Source organism: Calothrix sp. FACHB-168, assembly GCF_963889195.1.
GTDB lineage: Bacteria > Cyanobacteriota > Cyanobacteriia > Cyanobacteriales > Nostocaceae > Aulosira > Aulosira anomala_A.
Genome location: NZ_CAWPNJ010000067.1, coordinates 17,241 through 41,304, shown reverse-complemented (window position 1 = coordinate 41,304; position 24,064 = coordinate 17,241). Strand labels below are relative to the sequence as shown.

The 24,064-nt window shown below is 40.2% G+C and carries 23 protein-coding genes, 1 pseudogene and 1 CRISPR repeat array; of the genes and pseudogenes, 13 read left to right on the top strand and 11 right to left on the bottom strand.

The window, feature by feature from the left end:
* Positions 1-318 precede the first annotated feature (318 nt).
* Complete coding sequence (locus tag AACW45_RS32470; protein WP_190637188.1) at positions 319-2,949, bottom strand: DNA polymerase III subunit alpha; 2,631 nt, start codon at positions 2,947-2,949, stop codon at positions 319-321.
* A 175-nt stretch (positions 2,950-3,124) separates the two neighbouring features.
* Here AACW45_RS32470 and AACW45_RS32465 point away from each other — a divergent pair, with 175 nt between their 5' ends.
* Positions 3,125-4,420, top strand: coding sequence for a dicarboxylate/amino acid:cation symporter (locus AACW45_RS32465; RefSeq protein WP_190637186.1), 1,296 nt, complete (start codon positions 3,125-3,127; stop codon positions 4,418-4,420).
* 24 nt (positions 4,421-4,444) lie between these two features.
* Here AACW45_RS32465 and AACW45_RS32460 read toward each other — a convergent pair whose 3' ends face one another.
* A complete protein-coding gene (locus AACW45_RS32460) occupies positions 4,445-4,624 on the bottom strand; it encodes a hypothetical protein (protein WP_190539347.1) in 180 nt (59 codons plus the stop codon).
* Positions 4,625-4,849: 225 nt separating this feature from the next.
* On the opposite strand from AACW45_RS32460, the gene AACW45_RS32455 reads away from it, so the two are divergent.
* The 3 genes from AACW45_RS32455 to AACW45_RS32445 all read left to right on the top strand — a co-directional run bounded on the left by AACW45_RS32455 (position 4,850) and on the right by AACW45_RS32445 (position 6,943).
* Positions 4,850-5,275: a DUF1636 domain-containing protein gene (locus AACW45_RS32455; protein ID WP_190637183.1), complete on the top strand. Its 426-nt coding sequence runs from the start codon at positions 4,850-4,852 to the stop codon at positions 5,273-5,275.
* A 91-nt stretch (positions 5,276-5,366) separates the two neighbouring features.
* Complete coding sequence (locus tag AACW45_RS32450) at positions 5,367-6,107, top strand: cobalt-precorrin-6A reductase (protein ID WP_190637181.1); 741 nt, start codon at positions 5,367-5,369, stop codon at positions 6,105-6,107.
* A 122-nt stretch (positions 6,108-6,229) separates the two neighbouring features.
* Positions 6,230-6,943 (top strand): Uma2 family endonuclease, encoded by a 714-nt coding sequence (locus AACW45_RS32445; protein ID WP_190637179.1) that lies wholly within the window; start codon positions 6,230-6,232, stop codon positions 6,941-6,943.
* Positions 6,944-7,355: 412 nt separating this feature from the next.
* Here the strand turns inward: AACW45_RS32445 and cbiE are convergent, their stop codons facing one another.
* Positions 7,356-8,567: a precorrin-6y C5,15-methyltransferase (decarboxylating) subunit CbiE gene (gene cbiE, locus AACW45_RS32440; protein WP_190637177.1), complete on the bottom strand. Its 1,212-nt coding sequence runs from the start codon at positions 8,565-8,567 to the stop codon at positions 7,356-7,358.
* A gap of 445 nt (positions 8,568-9,012) precedes the next feature.
* Here cbiE and cobG point away from each other — a divergent pair, with 445 nt between their 5' ends.
* From cobG to AACW45_RS32425, 3 genes are all read left to right on the top strand, one after another.
* Positions 9,013-10,467, top strand: a complete 1,455-nt coding sequence (cobG, locus tag AACW45_RS32435) for a precorrin-3B synthase (protein WP_277880455.1) — start codon at positions 9,013-9,015, stop codon at positions 10,465-10,467.
* 69 nt (positions 10,468-10,536) lie between these two features.
* Positions 10,537-11,163: a precorrin-8X methylmutase gene (locus AACW45_RS32430; RefSeq protein WP_242045806.1), complete on the top strand. Its 627-nt coding sequence runs from the start codon at positions 10,537-10,539 to the stop codon at positions 11,161-11,163.
* Positions 11,164-11,166: 3 nt separating this feature from the next.
* Positions 11,167-11,871: a precorrin-2 C(20)-methyltransferase gene (locus AACW45_RS32425; RefSeq protein ID WP_190637175.1), complete on the top strand. Its 705-nt coding sequence runs from the start codon at positions 11,167-11,169 to the stop codon at positions 11,869-11,871.
* A gap of 11 nt (positions 11,872-11,882) precedes the next feature.
* On the opposite strand, the gene AACW45_RS32420 is transcribed toward AACW45_RS32425, so the two are convergent.
* Together AACW45_RS32420 and AACW45_RS32415 are read right to left on the bottom strand one after the other, a co-directional pair.
* Entirely contained in the window at positions 11,883-12,068 is a 186-nt protein-coding gene (locus tag AACW45_RS32420; protein ID WP_190637196.1) for a hypothetical protein, read from the bottom strand.
* Positions 12,069-12,214: 146 nt separating this feature from the next.
* The gene (locus AACW45_RS32415) at positions 12,215-13,495 is read right to left on the bottom strand and encodes a GAF domain-containing sensor histidine kinase (protein ID WP_190637194.1); all 1,281 of its coding nucleotides are present in this window, start codon (positions 13,493-13,495) and stop codon (positions 12,215-12,217) included.
* A 467-nt stretch (positions 13,496-13,962) separates the two neighbouring features.
* On the opposite strand from AACW45_RS32415, the gene AACW45_RS32410 reads away from it, so the two are divergent.
* Genes AACW45_RS32410 through AACW45_RS32400 form a run of 3 tightly spaced genes read left to right on the top strand, consistent with a single transcriptional unit; the run spans position 13,963 to position 15,759 of the window.
* Positions 13,963-14,475 carry a DM13 domain-containing protein gene (locus tag AACW45_RS32410; RefSeq protein WP_190637173.1) on the top strand — a complete coding sequence of 171 codons (513 nt, stop codon included), beginning with the start codon at positions 13,963-13,965 and terminating at the stop codon, positions 14,473-14,475.
* 32 nt (positions 14,476-14,507) lie between these two features.
* Positions 14,508-15,221 (top strand): NADPH-dependent FMN reductase, encoded by a 714-nt coding sequence (locus AACW45_RS32405; RefSeq protein ID WP_190637171.1) that lies wholly within the window; start codon positions 14,508-14,510, stop codon positions 15,219-15,221.
* Positions 15,222-15,270: 49 nt separating this feature from the next.
* On the top strand, positions 15,271-15,759 hold the full coding sequence (locus tag AACW45_RS32400) for a cupin domain-containing protein (protein WP_190637169.1): 489 nt from the start codon (positions 15,271-15,273) through the stop codon (positions 15,757-15,759).
* A gap of 362 nt (positions 15,760-16,121) precedes the next feature.
* Here the strand turns inward: AACW45_RS32400 and AACW45_RS32395 are convergent, their stop codons facing one another.
* From AACW45_RS32395 to AACW45_RS32385, 3 genes are all read right to left on the bottom strand, one after another.
* Entirely contained in the window at positions 16,122-17,321 is a 1,200-nt protein-coding gene (locus tag AACW45_RS32395) for a DUF4336 domain-containing protein (protein WP_190637166.1), read from the bottom strand.
* Positions 17,322-18,332: 1,011 nt separating this feature from the next.
* Positions 18,333-18,658: direct repeats of the CRISPR family, unit length 34 nt; unit sequence GTTTTCAATTCATCACCCCTCACGGGGATGGAAA.
* Between the two features lie 182 nt (positions 18,659-18,840).
* The gene (locus AACW45_RS32390) at positions 18,841-19,632 is read right to left on the bottom strand and encodes an endonuclease/exonuclease/phosphatase family protein (RefSeq protein WP_190637164.1); all 792 of its coding nucleotides are present in this window, start codon (positions 19,630-19,632) and stop codon (positions 18,841-18,843) included.
* A gap of 94 nt (positions 19,633-19,726) precedes the next feature.
* A complete protein-coding gene (locus AACW45_RS32385; RefSeq protein ID WP_096643446.1) occupies positions 19,727-20,167 on the bottom strand; it encodes a hypothetical protein in 441 nt (146 codons plus the stop codon).
* Between the two features lie 394 nt (positions 20,168-20,561).
* Here AACW45_RS32385 and AACW45_RS32380 point away from each other — a divergent pair.
* From AACW45_RS32380 to AACW45_RS32370, 3 genes and pseudogenes are all read left to right on the top strand, one after another.
* Positions 20,562-20,772, top strand: a pseudogene (locus AACW45_RS32380) (3' terminal RNA ribose 2'-O-methyltransferase Hen1); the annotation flags it as partial.
* Between the two features lie 109 nt (positions 20,773-20,881).
* On the top strand, positions 20,882-21,331 hold the full coding sequence (locus tag AACW45_RS32375) for an ATP-binding protein (RefSeq protein WP_190637162.1): 450 nt from the start codon (positions 20,882-20,884) through the stop codon (positions 21,329-21,331).
* Positions 21,321-22,076 carry a tRNA(His) guanylyltransferase Thg1 family protein gene (locus tag AACW45_RS32370; RefSeq protein ID WP_190637159.1) on the top strand — a complete coding sequence of 252 codons (756 nt, stop codon included), beginning with the start codon at positions 21,321-21,323 and terminating at the stop codon, positions 22,074-22,076. Before AACW45_RS32375 ends, AACW45_RS32370 begins: the two co-directional genes overlap by 11 nt.
* A 354-nt stretch (positions 22,077-22,430) precedes the next feature.
* On the opposite strand, the gene AACW45_RS32365 is transcribed toward AACW45_RS32370, so the two are convergent.
* From AACW45_RS32365 to AACW45_RS32355, 3 genes are all read right to left on the bottom strand, one after another.
* Complete coding sequence (locus AACW45_RS32365; protein WP_190637157.1) at positions 22,431-22,820, bottom strand: VOC family protein; 390 nt, start codon at positions 22,818-22,820, stop codon at positions 22,431-22,433.
* A gap of 135 nt (positions 22,821-22,955) precedes the next feature.
* Positions 22,956-23,450: an ureidoglycolate lyase gene (locus tag AACW45_RS32360; protein WP_190637154.1), complete on the bottom strand. Its 495-nt coding sequence runs from the start codon at positions 23,448-23,450 to the stop codon at positions 22,956-22,958.
* Positions 23,451-23,463: 13 nt separating this feature from the next.
* Complete coding sequence (locus tag AACW45_RS32355; protein WP_190637152.1) at positions 23,464-23,904, bottom strand: DoxX family protein; 441 nt, start codon at positions 23,902-23,904, stop codon at positions 23,464-23,466.
* Positions 23,905-24,064: the final 160 nt, after the last annotated feature.

The following is a 24,064-nucleotide window of genomic DNA, read 5'->3' as shown; positions in this document are numbered from 1 at the left end:
GGGGAGATAAGACCAAAGATGGGGCGAAAGTCTCACCTGCGGCACTCGCCTGTGAGTACAGAAGCTCAGGGTGTAGCGAAGCGAAACCCTGAGTAGTTCACTTGAGTTGATTTATTAATTCTTTCACAAAAATCCAGCGCAAACAAGTAAACTGTGCAAATTGGAATAAATTGAGGCCACGGTGTCGAAACGGGAAAATAATACCAATGGAAGGATTTCACAGCTATGGCTGAGACTTTATAGCAGGAACTGAAAATCAGAAACTTAGGTTGAATTTTTGTGCTTTGAGAATTCAATATTAATTATTGGTATGAGTTCTTACGCTGGTAATCGCGGAACCTGTAACAAATCTAACCCCCGCTCAAAAATTTCATCAATCGCTAACATTTCCCCATCAGTAGTCATAAATTTGTGGTCTTTTGTCGCCCGAATTATTGAACCATCTTCTAAACAATATTCAAATACTTCTTGTTGACCGCGATTATGCCACTGTGCTACAGGTTGAGTATAAACATTGCCATTTTTATTAACACTATATACGCTACATGCCAATTGTTTCTCGACAATTTCCCCAATGGGAATTAAGCCATATTCTACTGTTAAAACTGGCGTATCATAGGTTAAACAATATTCGGCAAACTTCAACATATCGTCAAATAGCTTTTCAGCTACTTGCTTTTTCACGCCGTTTTTAGTCGCACCATCAATAAACTTTTCTTGCTGCTTTTGCATCTCGGAAACTTTCTTTTTACCCATCGCGCGACGCAATAAGTCAGCTTGTCCCAGGGAATAACCAGCCATATCTTGAGCAATTTTCATAATTTGCTCTTGATACACCATGATTCCATAGGTTTCATTTAATATTGGCTCTAAAATCTCCGTTTCATAGTCGATTTCTTCCCGTCCATGTTTGCGGTTAATAAACTTAGGAATCAAGCCTGCATCTAAGGGGCCTGGGCGATAAAGTGCTAAAATTGAGGAAATATCTTCAATATTAGAAGGTTTTAAATCTCTAACTATCTGCTTCATTCCTGAAGATTCTAACTGAAATACCCCTTCTAATTCCCCAGCTTCTAATAAATCATAAGCCTTTTTCACATCTTTAGGTAAGGTGGTATGCTCGCCTTTAGCTAATATCTTTTGCGCTTTTCTTTCTTGGGCTGTAATTTCATCAGGATCGATGGGATAACCTTTATTTTGTTCAATTAAATCTAAAGTTTTTTGAATCAAAGTTAAGTTCCGTAACCCCAAAAAGTCCATTTTTAACAATCCCATTGATTCCAAATCTTCCATGAAATATTGGGTAATCACGGAACCATCGTTATTTCTTTGTAATGGGACAATTTCATCTAAAGGATCGGCAGAAATGACTACACCTGCTGCGTGAACGCCAAAGGTTTTGTTAGTTCCTTCAATGCGCATCGCCATATCAACCCAATGGCGCACATGGGGTTCATTATCATATCTGGCTTTAAATTCTGGTTCTGGGGTTTCATCAGAAATCATCACTTTTAACTTAGTTGGTTTACCCCGCACCACCGGAATCATTTTTGCCATTTTATCTGATTCGCCATAGGGTATATTTAATACTCTAGCGACATCTTTTAACACTGATTTGGAAGTCAAACGGTTAAAAGTAATAATTTGCGCTACACGGTCAGCGCCATACTTTTCTGTGACATAATCTATAACTTGATCGCGTTTTTCAATGCAGAAATCCGTATCAATATCAGGCATGGATTTCCGTTCTGGGTTCAAAAAACGCTCAAATAGTAGCCCATGATGTACGGGGTCAATGTTAGTAATCCGCATGGCATAAGCTACTAAAGAACCCGCCGCAGATCCACGGCCCGGGCCAACAGGAATATTGTTATCTCTGGCAAATTTAATGTAATCCCAAACTACTAAAAAGTAGGTAGAAAATCCCATTTGCTGGAGCATTTTTAATTCATATTCCAGTCTTTCTTTATATATTCGGTCTACTTCATTACGAGATTTACGATTTAATCTTTCTAATAATCCTTGCCAAGCTACTTCTTCTACATAAGTATCGGCTGTATGTCCTGAAGGTATGGGATAATTGGGGATTCGCGGCTCACCCATAATTTGGTAAGGCTCGACTTTATCGGCTACTTCTTCGGTAGTGGCTACAGCTTCAGCAATGACATCATCGGGTAAATGATCGCGAAATAGCAGCTTCATTTCTTCGGCAGATTTGAGATATTCTGTGCCGCTATAACGCATTCGATTATCTTCACTAATTAGCTTGCCTGTTTGAATACAAAGTAAAGCATCGTGTGCTTCTACATCAAAGCAAGAAATGTAATGAGAATCATTAGTTGCAACAAATTTAATACCTAATTCTTTAGCAATTTTAATAATCTCAACATTGACGATTCTATCTTCTTGAGAACCGTGGTCTTGAATTTCTAAATAATAGTCATCACCAAAAACATCTTTATACCATTGAGCAACTTTACGGGCTGCATCTGGTCTACCACTGAGAATTGCTTGGGGAATTTCTCCGCCCAAACATGCACTAGTAACTATCAAACCTTCATGATATTCTTTTAATAATTCTTTATTGATGCAAGGACGAGAAAAAATGCCTTTTCCTTGTACACCTTTGAGATGGGAAATAGTAGTTAATTTGACTAAATTTTTGTAGCCTTTGGTATTTTTAGCTAAGACAATTTGATGATAACGGGGGCGGCGTTCTTGCTTTTCAATATCACCATTAATGATGTACATTTCGTTGCCAAGAATTGGCTTAATGTTCTTACTGCGACAAGTTTTGATCAGTTCTACTGCACCGTACATGACGCCGTGATCGGTGAGGGCGATCGCTTTCATCCCCAAGGCGATCGCGCGATCTACCAACTCTGGTAACTGACTCGCCCCATCAAGCAAGCTGTAGTCACTGTGAATATGCAAAGGGACAAAGGACATATTAATCTCCAACCACATACCAACGATAGCTCTTGAGGCTTGACCGTGACTTACCCCTTTGAGCAGGATTTTGCAAAGAAAGCAACGGGATCTTACATTAACCCGTTTGCGTAATTTTCACTTCCGCAACAGATGTTTAAATAAATACAGCCGTTGATTTAGCCCCTATTGAGACATGAGTGAACCAGATACCATAACTTCGCTGGAAACGAAAACCCGTCCTTGGTGGCTGCGTATCCCTCTGACATTACAAATTGCGATCGCCTTATTACTTGCTGTCAGCTTAGGAATCGCCCTTGGTGGAGGTAATCCCAGCCCGGAAAACGCTACATTCATCGCTAACCTAGCAATTCCCGCCGAATTAGTACTTAAAGCCCTACGCGCCCTAGCTACACCTTTAATTTTGGTCGCAGTACTGCACACCTTCATGACTACCACTATTCCCGGCACGGCTGGGAGAAGGTTAGCAGTTCTTCTGTTAACCAATACCACCATTGCCATTATCATTGGGTTAATAGTAGCCAACGTTTTACACCCTGGTAGGTGGGGAACTTTAGCCGCCCCAACAGGCGCAGAAGCAGTAGCCAGTCACAGTCTCGATCCTTGGGGTTTATTCAAAGATGCTGTACCTGATGCCATCCTCAAGCCACTAGTCGATAATAACGTTATTCAACTAATAGTTATTGCCCTTTCCTTTGGCATTGTCCTCCGAGCCTTAAAATCAGAACAAATTGCCCAAGGGAAAAATGCTTACCAACCTATAGAAGATGTCATCGCTATTTTATTTGAAGCAGTAATCCGCATTCTCAACTGGGTAATTGCCTTAGTTCCCTTAGCAGTGTTTGGTATTGTAGCGAAAACCGTTGCGGAAAAAGGTTTTGCGCCTTTCCAATCCCTAGCAGCCTTTATTATCGCCGTCCTCGTCGCCCTAGCTTTACAAGCTTGTTACTATCTCACTAGGGTACAATTCGGTTCTTGGGTGAATCCCATCAAATTTTTGATGGGTGGTTCCGATGCTTTTATGACTGCTTTTTCCACATCTTCCTCAACAGTGACAATGCCAATTACTTTTGAGGTATTGCAAACAAAAATCGGTTTAAGAGAATCCTCAGCTTCTTTAGGGGCGTTAGTTGGAGCCAATTTTAATAATGATGGTACAGCCCTGTATGAGGCAATGTCTGCATTATATATTTCTCAAATTATCGGACAACATTTAGATTTAGGACAGCAATTAATAGTTGTGCTTACCTCTATTTTTGCCTCGGTTGGCGCAGCCGGAATTCCTAATGCTGGACTAGTGACAATGACCTTAGTTTTTACTTCGGTTGGCTTGCCTACCCAATATATTGCCTTATTAGTCACAGTCGATTGGTTTTTAGATCGCTGTCGGACGGCGATTAATGTCATGGGAGACATGACAGTCAGCGCTTTACTGGATGGTAAAAAGCCTCGTACTCTAGACGAGGCTTAGTTTACACAATTCATTAATAATGATTTAATGCTGTTGCGGCCCCTTAGCATCACATTCTTTTGTCCAACACCGTTCTAAAAGCTGAATTCGCCAGATTGAAGCGAAAGTCCGAGGATTCCAGATTAATCTACTTTCACGGCTAAATAAAGGCTGATTGAGATAATGCCACAGAGGGAATTTAATTTTTTGATGTTTGGGAGCCATAGGAACAAATACTATAGGAGCTTGGTCGCTGTCTAGTTAAAGATTAAACAATGATAGATAACTTCGTCCTGGTGAAAATTGCGGAAAATTACTAAATTTTATTTCTGACGTAAGGACATCTATCATTAGTCAGTTTTCCTAGATTATTTTCCGTGTGTTGTTGTTCCAGTTCCCCGCCATTTCTACGGATTTTTAATTATTTTTTGTATACACCACGAGGTACGGATGACTGCTGCCGATAATGCTCTAAATAGTAACTCTGATGTATCGTCTCATACTCTATTTGTTTGCAAAACCTGTGCCAGCATTTGGCAAGATGGCAAACGTATAGGTGAAAGTGGGGGCGAAAAATTCCTGAAAAAACTGCAATTATTAGCACAAGAATGGGAATTACGAGAAAAATTCGCGATTCAGCCAGTAGAATGCATGAGTGCTTGTAACCGTTCTTGCGTAGTTGCTTTTGCTGCCCAAGGTAAAATTACGTATCTGTTTGGCGATTTAACAGTTGATGAAAGTGCTTCTGCGGTATTAGAATGTGCTAATAAATACTACAGTAAAAATGATGGAATACTGCCTTGGTCGGAAAGACCAGAAGCGCTGAAAAAGGGGATTTTAGCCAAGATTCCGCCGATTTTAGGGGCTAGGGGCTAGGGGTTAGGGAAGGAGGACAAGGAGGACAAGGGAGATAATTGTACAGACGCGATTCATCGCGTCTCTGACAAATGACAAATGACTATTTATCGTGAAACATGTTTTGATTTTGGGGGGAACGGGTGATGCAGCAGAATTAGCTGCGAGAGTCAATGGGATTCCAGGAATTGAGGCGATCGCATCTTTAGCCGGTCGTACTCGTCAACCCTCAATCCCGGCTGGTAATGTGCGTATTGGCGGATTTGGTGGGGTGGCGGGGTTGGTTAGCTATATACAAGAGATGAAGATTGATTTTGTCATTGATGCTACCCATCCTTTTGCTAATCAAATGTCTTGGAATGCGGCTGCGGCTACGGCAGAAGTTGGTATTCCCCGATTGTTGTTTAATCGTCCGGCTTGGGAACAGCAAAAAGGCGATCGCTGGATTGAAGTTGATAAGATTACAGATGCCGCCGCAGCTTTGGAAAATAAAGCAAAACGGGTGTTTTTAACCGTTGGTAGGCAAGAAATTAGCGCTTTTGCCCACCTAGATCATATTTGGTTTTTAATGCGGGTGATAGATCCGCCTAGCTCTGATAGCTTGGTACCGCCTGGTTTAATATTGTGCGATCGCGGCCCCTTTGCCTTAGAAAATGAACGAGAAATCTTGATTCAGCACCAAATCGATACTATTGTCAGCAAAAATAGCGGTGGTGATGCGACTTATGCCAAAATTATCGCCGCGCGAGAACTAGGGGTAACAGTCGTGATGGTAAACCGTCCTCCAGTACCGCCAGGAGAGCAAGTTAATAATATTGAAGATGCTATCACTTGGTTGCTGAATAATTTGTAATTAGGGCATGGGGCATTGGACATTATTTAAAAAAGTATAGAAAATAGTAATTGTTATTTATATTTATTAGCTTATTGATTAATTACAGCATAAAAAATCCACAATACTTTGAGTGATGTTATATGGTGAAAGAACAAGATTGGCAATTAAATATTCCTGAAAGTTCACCTCTAATTACACCTTTGGCAAGCGGAGAGAAATTATCGCGCTATGAATTTGAGCGTCGCTATCAAATTATGCCTAAACATAAGAAAGCTGAATTAATTGAAGGAGTCGTATACTTAGAATCTCCTCTCAGTTTTCTCAGCCATGCAGAACCACAGAGTAATTTAGTAGACTGGTTATGGAATTACCGCATTGCTACCCCAGGTATTAAGTTAGGAACGGAACCAAAGGTAAGACTAGATCAAGATAATGAACCTCAACCAGATGCGGTTTTGTTCATCGATAACAATTTAGGCGGTAATTCTCAATTAACACAAGATAATTATATAGAAGGCGCTCCAGAATTAGTTGTAGAAATTGCCGCTAATAGTGAAGATTATAATTTATCTGATAAAGAAAAGGTTTACCGACGCAATGGTATTCAAGAATATATTGTTTGGTATTATTTAGAAAATAAGCTCAATTGGTTTCAGTTAATTCAAGGTGAATATGTACCATTGAAACCAAATGAAGATGGAATTCTATGTAGTCAAGTGATGCCTGGTTTATGGCTAGCAATTTCCGCATTAATAGCAGGTAATATGTCTCATGTAATGACTGCGTTAAAAGCTGGATTAAATTCGCCAGAGTATACAGAGTTTGTGACTAGATTGTTAGAACATATTATGTAATTGATTAATAGATTATTCTGTGTAGCTTGAAGCACATTAACGCCCTCAGGCTAGAAGCCTGGGGCTATAAATACAAAGCCTGCCTGCGCAGGCTAAATTATCTACATTTTGATATTGAATTGGTGTTACAAACCTCGTCCATTTTGAAACCAGGAGTAGTGCGGGCAGCGTTCGACTGAGCGCTCACGCCGAAGTCTTGCCCGCTACTACCACCAGGGAGCAAGATGCTCCCACTACTTTTACAGCATCTTCCTGTAAATAGACCACGCTGTAGGGGCACGGCATCAGTAAAATTATTGTATGTACCAAAAGATTATCGGTGCCGTGCCCCTACGATAGATGTTGTTCAAATAGGTGAAAACTACTTTTAAAACTATGGTTCTCAAAATAGATGTGGTTTAAAATTAGAAAATTATAACTTTTGCGCCACCCATTGTGTTACCGGAGCCATCGCCCGCCAACCTAAAAATTTACCAATAGGTTCGGCACGTTGAATTGCAATGCGGGTGAAATTTCCCCCGACTTGTTCATACCATTTAAATAATGTTTGTTCGCCTTCAATGGTGACGACATTGGCAACTAATTTACCACCTGGTTTAAGTGCTGACCAACAAATATTAAATAAGCCTTCGGCTGTGACACCACCACCGATAAAAATCGCATCAGGTTGGGGTAAATCTTTGAGGGGATGTGGTGCTTTTTCCGCAATAATTTGTAGATTGGGTACGCCTAAAGCAGCTGCATTATCAGCAATGTAGCGCAATCTAGTAGAGTTTTGTTCAATAGCGATCGCTCGACAGCGCGGATCGGTGCGCATCCATTCTATAGAAATTGAACCACAACCCGCGCCTACATCCCAGAGTAATTGTCCTGGTGTGGGTGCTAAAGTGGCTAGGGTAATCGCCCTGACTTCATGTTTAGTTAATTGTCCATCGTGGTGATAGGCGTTATCTGGTAATCCTGGCACTCTGGGTAAAGAAACTACTCCAGAATCGGCAATACAATCAACTGCGATCGCATTTAAAGCAGCGATATCTGTTTCACTCCAAGTCGCAGCTGTACTTTCTCTCATCCGTTCCTGGGTTCCACCCATCCGTTCCAAGACCGTAATTTTACTGTTACCATAGCCTCGCTGTGTCAAAATTTGTGCCACAGTTGCGGGGGTGTCTTGGTTAGCGCTTAAAATTATTAGCCGCGCCCCAGGATAAATATAAGCTTGAATTAGCGCAGCTGGACGACCGCACAAGCTTAAAGTTTCTACTTCCGTTAAAGACCATCCTAGTCTGGCACAAGCGAGACTAAACGCTGAAGGTGCAGGAATAATTGTAATTTCAGATAGGGGAATTTGTCTGGTTAAAGTGACACCAATGCCGTAACACATGGGATCGCCACTGGCTAGAACACATACAGCTTTACCACGATTTTGGATAATTTCTGCAATTGAGGCGCTAATGGGGGAAGCCCAGGTAATTTTTGGGCGTTGATCGTCACTAGGAAGCATAGCTAAATGGCGATCGCCTCCAACAATAATTTCTGCACGATCTACTAAAGAACGAGCGATCGCGCTTAACCCCCCTAACCCATCTTCACCAATACCAACAATCGCCAGCCATTTATCTATCATTAAATGATTGTAATTAAGTTATGCCTTCTTCATATCAGGAATCTAATTTTAGGTTGAACAGTTGCATAGCTGCAAGGTATATCCAGACTGGATTTCGTTATGTATAGCTTGGTTAAAGAAATCTTAACCAGTTAATGAAAAATATAAACTATGGATAATTCTCACTCCCGACTCATGCTAAATTACTAAAGCTTGGGGTTGGGAAACACCGGTGAAATTCCGGGACTGTGCCGCAGCTGTAAAGCAGTTTTAGATTTTAGATAGCAATTTTGATGGTCGGGATTATGTTAGCAACCCGTGACTCAGACAAATCAGGAGTCAGCGAATTATCCAAAATTCAATATCCAAAAATCCAAAATTGAGTAAGTCAGAATGCCAACTTTCAAGCTGTTAAAGAACAGTGGTAATATACATCCCTGCGTTGCACAGGGAAGGAGTTCTAGTCTTGTTATCGTCTGGGTTTACTAAATGTCCTGGCTTATTTTACGCCACACCTGCTCAAGATGGTATATTATCTCGCATTAGAATACCTGGTGGCATTTTAACTAGTCAACAATGTCGCGCGATCGCAGAGATAGCTCAACAATATGGCGGTGGTTATATTGATGTGACAAATCGCGCTAATTTACAAGTGCGGGAAATCCATCAGGGGATCGATGGTGAAGTGTTACAGCGTTTACAGAATTTAGGTTTAGGTTGTAGTAACACAACTGTAGATCAAATCCGCAATATTATGACCAGTCCCACGGCTGGTATCGATCCCCAGGAATTGATTGATACTCGTCCTTTGGTAACATCTTGGGATAATTACATCACAGCGAATACCCAACTATCAGGACTTTCGGCTAAATTTAGCGTTTGCTTTGATGGTGGGGGAATAGTTTCGGTAAGCGATCGCATTAATGATATCGTGTTCGCGGCTGTGTTAATGGAGAATCAGGTTTACTTCCGTCTTTGTTTGAGTATCGGCGCAAAAGGTAAACCAGCCCAAGATACAGGAATTATTGTTACACCAGAACAATGTTTACCTGTTTTAATCGCCTTAGCAGATGTTTACCTAGCTCATATTCAGCCTAGTACTAAATACAAACTGCGTCTGCGAGAGTTATTAAACAATATCGGCTGGGAAAATTATCTGCAACAAGTCCAGCAAAGTTTAGATTTTCCCCTATCTAACCGTAAAATTGAAACATCCGTTGAGAAAACAGCAATAAATTATCACCATATTGGCATTCATCCCCAACGCCAGCCAAATTTATCTTATTTTGGCGTTGTTTTGCCTTTAGGTCGATTAGAAACAATGCAGATATTAGGATTAGCTGAGTTAGCCGAAAAATACGGTAGTGGAACTCTCCGCCTCACCCCTTGGCAAAATTTACTATTAACCGATATTCCCCAAATAGCGATCGCTGATGTACAACAGAAAATTGAAGCTTTGGGATTAGATTGTGCAGTCAGTAATATTAACGCTGCATTAGTTTCTTGTTCTGGCAAGAAAGGATGTGCCGCTTCTGCAACTGACACCAAAGGAGACGCTTTAACATTAGTAGCATATCTGAAAAATCATATTGCTTTAGATAGCCCTGTAAATATTCACTTTAGCGGCTGTAATAAATCCTGCGCTCAACATCATCAAAGTGATATCACTCTCCTTGGTGTCAGCATGGAAGAAAACGATAAAACAGTCGAGGGTTATCGAGTATATGTAGGTGTGGACGACAAAGAGCAAAAATTTGGTCGGGAATATCAATTTGTAACTGTTGCTAAATTGCCCGCTTTGATAGAGGAGATACTGCTAGTATATAAAACCCAACGCCTGAACCTGAATGAGACCTTTAAAGAATTTGCTCATCGGTATGATATGAGTCAATGGTCGATGGAGACAATGGAGACGCGATGAATCGCGTCTGTACAATTTTCATTGATCCTCCTTCCCTAGCCCCTAGCCCCTAGCCCTTAATCCCTACAAATGCCTGATTACATCCAAGATGCTAAGGAAATCTATCGTAATTCTTTCGCGATCATTCGGTCGGAAGCGAATCTAGAAATATTGCCGCCAGATGTAGCAAAGGTTACGGTGCGGTTAATTCATGCCTGTGGAATGACGGATATTGTCTCTGATGTGGGATACTCCCCCAGCGCAGTGCAGGCTGGACGGGTAGCTTTGGCAAATGGTGCGCCGATACTTTGTGATTGTCGCATGGTGGCGGAAGGCATCACCAGAAAGCGATTACCTGTGAATAATCCAGTTATCTGTACGCTGTATGATGCAGAAGTTCCAGAATTAGCGCAAAAGATGGGTACTACGCGATCGGCGGCGGCTTTGGAGTTATGGAGAAAGCATCTGGAAGGCTCAGTGGTAGCAATTGGTAATGCGCCTACAGCTTTATTTCGGTTGTTGGAAATGCTAGATGAAGGTTGTCCCAAACCTGCGCTAATCTTGGGTTTTCCTGTGGGGTTTGTGGGTGCAGCTGAGTCAAAAGCCGCCCTGGCAGAAGATAGCCGCAATGTACCATTTTTAACATTACATGGTCGGCGTGGCGGAAGTGCGATCGCCGCCGCCGCAGTTAACGCCTTAGCAACAGAGGAAGAATAATATATGTCTAAAAAAGGTCGGCTGTATGGAGTTGGTATAGGGCCAGGCGATCCAGAACTCTTGACTCTGAAAGCACTACGGCTATTACAAGCTGCGCCTGTCATCGCTTATCAATCAGCCACAGATAAAGAAAGTATCGCCAGAAAAATTATCGCCCCCTATCTTTCCGGGAATCAAATCGAAGTACTGTATCACCTCCCGCGCGCGTTGGAACCGGAAAAAGCCCAGTCAATTTATGATCAGGAAGTTGAACCGATTGCAGCACATCTCGAAGCGGGACGGGATGTGGTTGTAGTTTGTGAAGGTGACCCGTTTTTTTACGGTTCCTTTATGTATGTATTTACACGTTTATCTGAGCAATACGAAACCGAAGTAGTTCCTGGAGTCTCTTCCTTAATGGCTTGTCCGGTAGCTTTGGGCGTGCCTTTTACCTACTACAATGATATTCTCACAGTTTTACCTGCACCTTTACCCGCAGAAGAATTAATATCACAGCTATTAACCACCGATGCAGCCGCAATTATGAAAATAGGGCGTCACTTTACCAAAGTGCGGGATATTTTGCATCAATTAGGGTTAGCATCGCGGGCGCTGTATATTGAACGGGCGACAATGGCACAACAACGAATTGTACCCTTAGATGAAGTCGATCCGGCGGAAGTACCTTATTTTGCAATGATTATAATTCCGAGTAAAAGTAGGTTATAAATCAATACAGTTCAGTTAAGGATAAATGTAGGTTGGGTTGAACGAAGTGAAACCCAACAAATCGCCGAAAATGTTGGGTTTCGTTCCTCAACCCAACCTACTAGTGCTGCATGGCGTAAATAACCATACCATTTTATAAATTCATTTTGATAATCTAGAGTAGTGCGAGCATCTTGCTCGCGTTTGTCAGCGAGCAAGATGCTCGCACTACAATGGTATGCTCATTTCCGCCGACCTGTACTAGCTATTTCTTCTTCTCTCTGCGTCCTTGGCGTCTTGGCGGTTCATTAAAAAAATTGACTCGGATTTTTATAGATTCCCGACTTGTTAAAGAAGTCGGGGATCAATCGCCACTAACTGTAATAATAGGGAGTTGAACAGTTACAGTAGTCCCTGTTAATAGCTGAGACTGAATGCATAACTTACCATGATGAGCATTTACAATGCGTTTGCTAATAGCTAGCCCTAATCCAGTACCTTCAGGTTTGGTAGAAAAGAAGGGTTGAGATAGCTTGCAAAGAATTTCTGGAGGTATGGGGTTACCGCTATTATGAACATTAATTGTGACTGTATCAGTTAAAGAACTATCTATTTCTAACTTCACAATATCGCCGGGTTTAACTGCTTCACAAGCATTGCGAATAATGTTAATGAAAACTTGCTTGAGTTTATCGCGATCGCCTAAAATTTGCACTGGTGATAATGTCGGCAGAAATTCAATTTTTCTGTCTATTGCTTCCGGTATTTCACACATTGTTACCAGCAACTCGCCAATAAATTTATTAATCTCTAATTCCCTCAGTTGTAACACTTGCGGCTTGGCATAAAGTAAAATTTCACTCAATAGCCGTTCTAAACGACTAGCTTCGCCGAGTGCTAATTCTAAACGTTCTTGTGCGGCGGCAGTTAAAATAGTTTTTTGAAAATACTTTAATCCCATAATCATCGTAGTTAAGGGATTGCGAATTTCATGGACAATTATCGAAGAAAATTCCCCAATTGCTGCTAATCTTTCTTGTTCTAATAGCTTGGCTTGGGTTGTGCGTAATTCTTCTGTGCGTTTTTCAATTTCGGCTGCTAATATTTGATTAAATTGGCATTGCTGCTGATAAAGATGATAGTGGTCAATAGCTGTTGCTGCTCGTTCAGCAAATAGTTCGACAATTTGAATTTCATCGTCAGTAAATTTCCTTTTATGACGCTGAAAAGAGCAAATTGTCCCAAATACTTGACCTGCACAAGTTTGTAATGGTATGCCTAAATATGCTCGGTAACCTGATGCTGGTTTACCATATTTTGGATTAGCAATTGCATCTTCAACGGCTAAGGTACGCTTCATTTCTATGACTGTATTAGTCAACTGACCATGTAATGCGTAAATCCGGGGTGCATCTTCGGGAATTTCTATACTACTTGCTAATATAGTTTCAAATCCTTCTTGGCAATAAGTAACAACTGTCCAATCTATTCCTATCAGTTCGCTAACTCCACAGGCGATGTTATGTAAATAAGAATTAAGCTCGCCAGTACGGTAATTTAATGAAGAGAGAAGTTCTATTATCCGCCGTTCCCGGTGCCATTTTTGATTAGGGAATAAGATTTGACCATCTTTGGCTTGACTCATGAATGCCTGATACATGATTTAGTAAAAAAATTCAAAAATTGAATACTAAATTTTCTGTTTTATTGCGCTTCGCGAGTCATTTGTCAGTAGTCAGTAGTCAGTTGTTTTTGGATTAGTTTAATACCCCGTCTCCTTGTAGGCGATATATATTTCTTTGCCACTGACCACTGACCACTGACCACTGACCACTTAGTCTGATAAAAAGATTGTACTAGATATAGGTTTTTTCGTATACATTAATCTTGCGAGTTTCTCCTTAAAAAAATCTAAAATTAATTAACAATCGCAGAAAAATTAAATTTTGCTGAGAATTTGCTGAGAAGTTTATTGAGAAAATATCAGTTTGATTGATGTCAATTTTTAGATAGATATAATTTCCATTGGCATAAGTCAAGCAAGAATTAGTTAACAGCGCAGTTCCAGCGCGAAATCATCTTGCTAAGTTATGCATTGAGGAATATTAAGTCATGAAATTAGGAAATTTACTGATACTAACTACTGCGGCTTTAATTGCTGTTGGCTGTGTGGAACAGTTAGCCAAAAATCAAGCTGTTGTAAATGCATCTGTACTACCATCAGTGAATGCAGAAAAACCTGTAAATCAAGCTTTAATTGCTCAAAATGTGGCTATTCGGTCAGGATCTTTTGTTTCAGGGGAACACAAAACCCAAGGTGGCGTGAGGATTACAACGAAAGCAGGTAAATCTATTTTAGAGCTTGGGCAATCGTTTAAAACTTCTACTTCCGGCCCTGATTTAGTGGTAATTTTGCATCGTGCTGATAATGTACTTGCTTCAACTCAAGCACCATCTTATCCATTAAATAAGCGTGATTATGTGATTCTCGCGCCTTTACAAAAATATAGCGGCAATCAAAGTTATACCATTCCTAATAATATTAATTTGGCTGATTACAAATCTGTGGCTATTTTATGTCGCAAGTATAATGCTACTTTTGGCGCTGCAAAGTTGAATAGTTAATTATTAGTTGTAGATTTGGGGAGCGGAATATTATGCTAGATTCATCTTTATTTATTCCCGTAATTCTGGGTACTCCACGTAAAGGGCGTCAAAGCGAATATGTAGCGAGATTTTTGGTTGAGCAGATTTCGACACGCGATCGCCTGTATACTGAACTGATAGATATCAAAAATTTGGCGATCGCAACTGACGATGCTGGCGAATCCGTCAAAGATCCGCAATTTTCCGCCACAATGGAACGTGCTGATGGCTTAATCATCGTCGCGCCAGAATATAATCACGGTTATCCCGGTTTGCTCAAGCATGTACTTGATACCTGTTTAAAAGAATATATCCACAAAGCCGTCGGATTGTGCGGTGTTTCCGCCGGTTCCTTTGGGGGTACTAGGGTAATTCAAAATCTCTTACCTGTGATGCGGGAATTGGGATTAGTGACGATTTTTTACGATTTGAATTTTGCTAACGTGCAGCAATTATTTGATGAGTCAGGAAATTTAATTGATAAACCAACTTATATTCGCCGTATGGAAAGATTTATGAATGAGTTGATTTGGATGTCAACTGTTTTGAAATATGGTAGAGAAAAAGTTAGCTTAGATCAACAAAATAATCATCAAATTAATCTTCATGCTAATAAACCTTGTCCAGAAATAGCTACTCGCATGGGTACAGATGCAATGGATACTGTGTTGCAAGTTAGTCTATGTCCGGAAACTGGAAAGGTAGAAGCTACCCCAATGACCTAAGTGATATTTAAATATGATATCGGAAAACGTAGCATAGGAGGGAATAAAAATGACAGCAAATTTACAAGGTATATTACAGCAACCAGGACAAGGTAATTCATATTGGGTACTGGGGGATTTGTACACATTTAAAGCAATAGGGGAAGAAACCGATAAAACCTATGCTTTGATGGAAATTATTGTGCAACCACAAGGCGGTGCACCGCCTCATATTCATAGTCACGAAAACGAATCTTTTTATATTCAAGAGGGAGAATTGGAATTTCAAATCGGTGAGGAAATAGTAGTAGCAACTCCTGGTACTTTTCTCCATTCTCCCAAAGGTCAAATGCATAGTTTTATTAATAAAACTGACCAGCCTGTAAAATTATTATGTTGGGTAACACCTGCTGGTGCAGAAAAATTTTTCATGGAAATCGGTGTACCAGCAGTAGATATAATTAACTCACCTGGTATTAGTCCCACAGATATTGAAAAAGTCATAGCAACTGCGCCCAAATATGGCTTAGAAATTATTCCCCCACCTTCGCAAGGCTAAATTATTGGGAGCATCCCAAATGTGCAAAAACGCCCTCACCCTATAAGGGTGGGGCTAGAAATACCAAGCCTGCCTACCCTTCGGGAACGTCTTCGACGAACGCAGGCTATCAAACTTTTAGCAAAAGAAGGCAGGCTTTGTTGGTATAGCAATACCCTAGAAGGGTATTGCGTCAAAATTGGGAGGGACATCCAATTTTTTAAATACCCAATCAATTTGTAGTGCGAGCAGCGTTCGACTGAGCGCTCACGCCGAAGTCTTGCTCGCGGTTGTTCAAAAGCGAGCAAGATGCTCGCACTACGGAATATGGGTAATTTATTTTTTGTAAGTCCCGGATGCTCCCAAATTATTGGTACCATAATTTAAACTTTTGCTTTCGGCGGTGTAGCTATACCACGTTTTAGTAAATCGGCTTCAAGTTCTTGCATAAATTTTAAATCTGCTGCTGGGAGTGTGTGATTTACAGAAGAATTCTTCTCTAAAAAGGCGAATGCTTGACGGAATTGTTGAGGATTGGTTTTAATTAGCGAGTCAAAATGACAGCTAATAATTTGCTGAAAATCCCAACTTGCAACTTTATCAGCCCAGTCTAGTACGGCTTTTGGTGCTTGGGGAAGAATTAAAGTTTGCAAAATTGGCGCGACAAAGGGACGCCCATTACTGCTGAGGGCTGCAAATGTTTGTTGCCAATTTTCCCGCCATTTAAAGGGATATAATCCAAAATAAGCTTTTCTTGACCGATTTGGCGCTTGCAAAATATCGCGCCACATATCGCCCAAGCCAGTGATTTCTACAGCGCTAGGACGAAAGTATATCGCAAATAAGGAAATTCGCTGCCATCCTTTACGGCGGTTTACGGGATTATCGGCGATCGCATCTTGGGCGCTTTCCCTGGCATGGAATAATAAAGGATAGGGATCTAATTGGGCGATCGCAGGCGGTTCTTCAGATATAGAAAGTATGGTATCAGTAAGTAATAAAGTGCGCGATCGCTTGTGAAAAATTGCCACTTCGCCAAACGAACCCCTTCCCAAATTGATATCTAACACCGCATAGTCAAATTCATTTGCAAAGGGAACTTGGCTGTTGTCTTCCGGAATTTCCTGAGTACGTTTTTGGGGAAAACCCAGCCAGCTTAAAGGTAAATTTAGCGGAAAACTCCACTGATGAGGCGCTACAAATACCTGTGCTTGGGGAAAGCGTCTCGCAAAAGGCCCCACAAATACTTTATGTTCTAAACCCGAACTTGTGGGAAGTATAATGTATTTAATATCACCATGCTTTTCCACCAAATCATTAATTAAACGGATACATTCAGCAGTTGGGGCGACAGGTGCGTAAACCAATAAACCCCCAGCCTCTAGCTTAACTACAGTCATCCGAATCGGCACAATAGTGTAGAGAATGCCTTGCTGTTGATCGAATGTCCAAATAGTATCTTTTACTACTTCAGTGCGAATTGTGCGCCGTTTGCTATAGGGGTATAGTGGTACAGCCAGCCAAAACGGCCATGACCAATCACGCGGATTTGTCTGTAATTCTTGTGACCCCTGTGCATTCATAGTTATTTTACCGTTTAATGCTCCTTTTCAATTTCTACCATTAATGGGTTGACTGTTGACTGTTGACTGTTGACTGTTGACTGGTCAAAAGATTAAAGGTGTTGAATATACTTAAATGAGTAAGCAAATTGCGTTATGAGAAGGCAATATTAACTTTTGCTTGCTAAATATACTGAAATGAGAACTCAAACCCCAGTTTGAGAACTAAATATCAACTTTTGAGTGCTAAATATACTGAAATGAGAACTCAAACCCCAGTTTGAGAACTAAATATCAACTTTTGAGTGCGGAATACACTGAAATGAGAACTCAAACTCCAGTTTGAGAACTAAATTTGCAGTTTGAGAACTCAAACCCCAGTTTGAGAACTAAATTCTGCTAATGAGTAAGCTGTCGTAGTCGTAGGGGCACGGCGTCGATAATATTTTGGTACATACGATAATTTTACTGGTGCCGTGCCCCTACAGTGTGGTCTATTTACCTGAAAATAGCTGTAAGCGGTGATGCAAGAATTTATCGTTCGCATTTTACCAAGACTATCTAGTAGTTCGTCTCATTAGTTGTGAGAAGTTGATGGTGTTCAAATCCCCGACTTCTCGAAGAAGTCGGGGATCTGTTACCCCAGAAAGCTGAAGCTGAAAAAATTTTGTAAACAATCCAAGCCCAGTTTTAGATATGTTACATTCGCAATATATAGAGTAAAAATTTCCAAGTAATTTGTTATACTCTTTGATAAATTTACAGAACCTTGAAAACTGAATCTAACGTTTCCCAGTGAAAACAAAAGTATTTGTTTTGACTAAACACACGTAAATTTTTCGCGGGTGTAGAGCAATCGCTCAAACCCTGATTCTTTCGTTGACCCCCGCGAATCGCTTACTACATAAAGCTTTGAGGTGTCTGTATTGATGTTCCAATGTCAATAAATTATGCTTATTGACAGTAAATTTAGACCCCCCGCTAAAATGGCACCTTCAACCCCAGTTATAGCAACGGTTCTAGAAGGGTAGGGTTTTCAATTCATCACCCCTCACGGGGATGGAAACAAGCGTGAAGCCTATAACTCCAGAAATTGGGATTAATAGTTTTCAATTCATCACCCCTCACGGGGATGGAAACTTAGCAAATAAAAATTCGCCAAATGGTTCATATACGATTAGTTTTCAATTCATCACCCCTCACGGGGATGGAAACCATACTAAGGCTGCTAGCAAAAAGAACACGAACCAATGTTTTCAATTCATCACCCCTCACGGGGATGGAAACCCAGTTTTTGCAGCCGATTGGACTGCTTTATAACCAAGTTTTCAATTCATCACCCCTCACGGGGATGGAAAATGAAACATTAACCTAAATCAGTGAAAGATAAATTGTAGGTTGGGTTGAACGAAGTGAAACCCAACAAATCCGGGAAAATGTTGGGTTTCGTTCCTCAACCCAACCTACGCATATTAGGGTTTTTGGTGTTATGTGGATGGGTTTCAACACATTACCCCTCACGGGGATGGAAAACGAAACATTAACCCAAATCAGCCACAATGCCAAAATGATCTGAGGGATAAATATTAGAATTCTCCGGCGCAGGTTCAGTGAGAATCAATTGACAGTCGCGCACAGTCAAATTATTGCTAATAAATATGTAATCCAGAGTACCGCGCCAAGGTTTCCAGGTGCGATTAACATACAAATTCAGTAACCTCAGTGCAACTTTACGCCACAAGCTGCGGTTAGGTTTCACCAAAGGCGTAGGACAAGTATATTCTGGTTCTTCGCCATGATAACTGGCGTAAGCTGAGGTAAATTTTTCGCAGATAAATGCAATTTCGGGGGTGTCGGGAGTGGCGTTAAAATCTCCGACGGCGATAATGGGGATTTCTGGTGGTAGCTTACCCAGCCAATTGACTAATAGCTGTATCTGCTTCATCCGTTCTGGTGTAGAACCAGGTTGCCAATAATAATGTCCGTTGCAAAATATTATAGAGCGATCGCCTATTTTTACCTCTACATATTGCGCCAGTCTACCTTGACTTTGTAAATTAAGTTGCGCTTGCTGTATAAAAGGATAGCGGCTGAGAATGGCAATTCCGTACTCAATGCCAATTTTAGCAACTCGCTCTTGATAAGATACTAAATATAAATAAGGCATTTCTAGCTGTTCTGCTAGCCAAGCTGCTGTATTTGCTTGTAAATTAACTTCTTGTAATCCAATTAAATCTGCCTCAACTGCTTTCAATCCTTCTACTAATAGTTGTCGTCGCCTCTCCCATAAATCCATTTCAAATAAAATGTTGATTGTGACAACTTTAACCATTTGTATCAGGCTCCTATTTAGTTTTTGTCAGAGACGCGATGAATCTTTGTCAGAGACGCGATGAATCGCGTCTCTACAATTTTGCTCCTTCCCTTTAGAATTGCGTGACAGTGACGCTAATTCCAGAATCTAATTTCGGGACTTTTAAATATTCAATTGGTTCGCTGCTTCTGGGGGGAGGGGTTTGATTGTTGTTGAGTTCCTGACATTTTTCAAATGCAGCACCAGGATTTTCTAGGAACTCTAAAGGATTCATTTTTTGACATCCTTGTTGCTGGATGATGGAAATTCTATTGTTAGTTGGTAGCAAACTATTAGTAGGTTGAATGATGACATTTTGCCACTTACTATCAATGGTGGCTGCTTCTGTTGCTAAATTAGCTGCTTGATTAGTGTCTTGTATTGTTGATTCTGTGACGCCAATCTGATGATTTTCTACTGGTGTCAGAAAGAGATTTTGTTGTTGAGCAGAGGCTGTTTTTGTACCTGCGATCGCACTGATGATAACTAAAAAGAATAAGATGGAAAATTTCATTGTTACGTTCTCAATAAATAAATCAAACTGAACCGCCAAAAACGCAAAGTGCGCCAAGGATAGAGATTAAGGGAAGTTGGCGCAGTTTTATTAAAAACAATGTAACCAGTATAGTTATAGCAAATTAGCTTTAAAAATAGTATAAACTTTCCCATTGTTAGATGAATATATGATGATTATAGATATTTTCCTTTGCTTTTTGATGTAATACGTTCATATACTAAATATGTAATGCCTATTTCCTGGTAAATACATATTTTGGTCACATATGGCAAAAAATTAATACAATTACTAACTTTACATTCTGCTACAACAAGACTATTTTTTCCGTAATCGCTGAGTCGGAAACAGTATTAATAACTTAGTCCCCTTGTTTAGAATTATACATAAGTGAATGCTACTAACGATCGCCACCACAGATTCCCCAGCAACGGAGTTAGGTTTTTTACTCCATAAACACCCAGAACCCTGTACTGCGGCGTTACTGTTGGATGTCGATCCGGTGAAGTTAGTGCGGGGAAAGGGTGCTAGGCTAGAAAAATATGTAGCTTCTTCATTTTTAAGTTTAGCGAAATAAACCACAACTAGCACAAACTCCCATACCTGAAGACAGCATCTCTTCCTCTCTGCGTCTCTGTCTTGAAAAGTTCTGTTCGCCGGAAGCCGGCGCTCAGACTTTTCGCTGCGTCTCTGCGTGAAATTAAATAATTATCAATGGAAGCAATAATTTTTATCGGTATTCAAGGCGTAGGTAAATCGACTTTTTATCAAAAAAACTTCTTTAACACCCACATTCGCATTAACCTAGATATGCTCAAAACCCGCCATCGAGAGCAAATTTTTCTTCAAGCTTGTTTAGCAGGTAAACAACCTTTCGTGGTAGATAATACTAATCCTACTATTGAAGAGAGACAGCGTTATATTACTCCAGCCAAAGCTCAAAGTTTTAAAATCGTCGGTTACTACTTTCAGGCTGCATTAGAAGATTGCAAACAGCGAAATAATCAAAGACAACCTAAGCAAATTGTGCCTTTAGTCGGATTATTAGCAACTTATAAAAAGTTAGTTTTACCTATATGGGCAGAAGGATTTGATGCAATTTACACAGTCAAATCCGAATTAAATTATTCATTTATTGTAGAGGAGTGGCAGCATGAAATTTGATGAACTGGATAGTAGAATGCGGATATTTGAAACAGCACACGATCATTGTGTGTTGCCAGGAATTTATATTGTAGCAAGATTAGATGGTAGAGGTTTTACAAGACTCACAAAAGAAGTTCATCAATTTGAAGCGCCTTTTGATATCCGCTTTCGCGATTTAATGTTAGAAACTGTCGAACATTTAATGAATTGCGGGATTGATATCACTTATGGTTATACCCAAAGTGATGAAATATCTTTGTTGTTTGCTTACAATGAAAATACCTTCGGGCGAAAATTAAGAAAACTCAACTCAGTTTTAGCCAGTGAAGCTAGCGCCAAATTTTCTTTAATGTTAGGTTCTTTAGGCTGCTTTGATTGTCGCATTTCTCAGCTTCCCAATTCCACAGAAGTAGTCAATTATTTTCGCTGGCGGAGTGAAGACGCCCACAGAAACGCTTTAAATGCTCATTGTTATTGGTGTTTGCGTAAAGAAGGAAAAAACGCCACTCAAGCAACCAGCATGATGAAAGGTTTATCTGTAGCTGAGAAAAACGAATTGTTATTCCAACATGGAATTAATTTTAATCAAATTCCTAATTGGCATAAACGCGGTATTGGGCTATATTGGGAAACTTACGAAAAGCAAGGATTTAACCCGCTTAAAAGTGAAATTGTTCCAGCAACAAGAAGACGCCTTAAACGCGATTTAGATTTAAAAATGAAAGATGAATACAGCCAATTTATCGCTGAATTAATCTCATAATTATATTCATAAATAAATGTAGGGTGTGTTGTCGCGCAGCGCAACGCACCGAATATCTAAAAATATCCTACGCCGCATCCATCAATGCGTTTTTGGGATTTTAGCATGAGAAAGCTAACCAGTAGATCCGCGATTGTAATGCGATCGCATCACCCAGTTATATTACAGCAATTTTCAGGTAAATAGACCACACTGTAGGGGCACGGCACCAGTAAGATTATTGTATATACGAGAAGATTGTGGACGCCGTGCCCCTACTACGATTGTGGTTCAAATGCATGAATACTGCTGTAATCTAATAGTCAGTAATGCGATCGCATCTTGATGGCTAGTAAATCAATTTTGTATAATTATTTACGCCATCAAGCCATAGCTAATAATTGACAATGTAGCACCTTGCGGGTCTTGAATCATCGCAAATCTGCCAACATCAGGAATATCCATCGGTGCAAGGCAAACTTTTCCTCCCAATTCTTCTACTTGCTTGGCAGTAGTATCAACATCTTGAACTGTAACATATACACCCCAGTGTGGCGGGATTGCAGACATCTCATCTGGCATTTTCATCAATCCACCCACTTGTTGACGCGCTGCTGAGAGAACCGTGTAAACTCCTTCTGGGATTGGTTTATCTTCCATTGTCCAACCAAAGAGTCGGCTGTAAAATTCTTTTGCTGCGGTGGTGTTAGTTGTCATTAACTCACACCAACTAAAAGCACCATGCTGTTGAAATACATTAGTCATAGTTTTAAACTGCTCAAGGCAGGCTATAGACAACGTCGCATTTATTATAGTTCAATTGTACTATAAATCCGTGTAAGTACATCAAAATTTACCGAATTTGCGATCGCAACCTTGTGCATCAAATAGAAAAAACACCTAAAGCATCTCAAACTTTAATTGATGACTCTGAAAAAAATCATGAGTAAAATGATCTATAACATTGGTATCGCTCAATTCTAAATTATAAAAATCAACAAACTCATGATCAAAATAAGGGCCAGCGTGCCAAGTACCGACATTTAATTTAATAAAACAATTTCCAGGAATGCGAAAAGCCGCAATTTCTGCTAACACTGGTACATCTAATTCATTATGAGGCGGGCAAACTCCCATTAACCAATCTTTCCCAGCTAAAGAACCTAAACATTGAGTACATTGCACGTGGCGGGTAATTTTATGAAATTTGCGCCCGTTACAATGCAAGCGCATAATATAAAATCTCGGCGTACCATTTTGCAGATTTAATTGCGCATCTTCCGCATCAAAAGCTTTACCATCATCACTAGGAAAAATCACCTGTCCGAAAGGTTGAAAGTTTTCTGGTGTAATTAATTTCGCCTGCAATTGTTGTATGGTTTGTGATGTACTCATAATATTTATGAAATTACCAATCTAATTCTTGAGGAATTAAGGATTTAGGAATTATCGACGCTTGCTTTTCTTTATCTGAAGGTTGAGTATACCACCAAGCCCAAGCAATAAACACTGCTTGAAAGGGAAGGCGAATCGCTTGTACCCAAGGTGAATCTGAATAAGGTATGGTTTCAATCTTAATATGATTGACTGCCATATTGATATTCGCCGGAAAAACCGCAATAAATAGCAAAATTAATCCCCAAGCAGCAGCTTGACTCACAGGGGGAACTAATAAGCCGATACCGCCTAAAATTTCATAAAAGCCACTGAGATAAACTAATCCTAACGGATATGGCAGTTGTGGCGGCATAATTTTAACGAAAGGTTGAGGGAAAACAAAATGCGTCACACCCACAATAATTATTGATATCGCCAGGATGACACGCCAAAGTTCTTTATTTTTGTACATGAGATTCACCTAATTCTTAATTTAGTGACATTTCTTTAGTTTTATTGGCTAATCTAATTCTGTCTTCACTCTCCAGTGAGAAAATTTGCGAAAATGCTTCCAAAATCGCACTCGCGACTTTAGAGTGTTGAGATATAGCAATTCTATATAATTGGTGAAA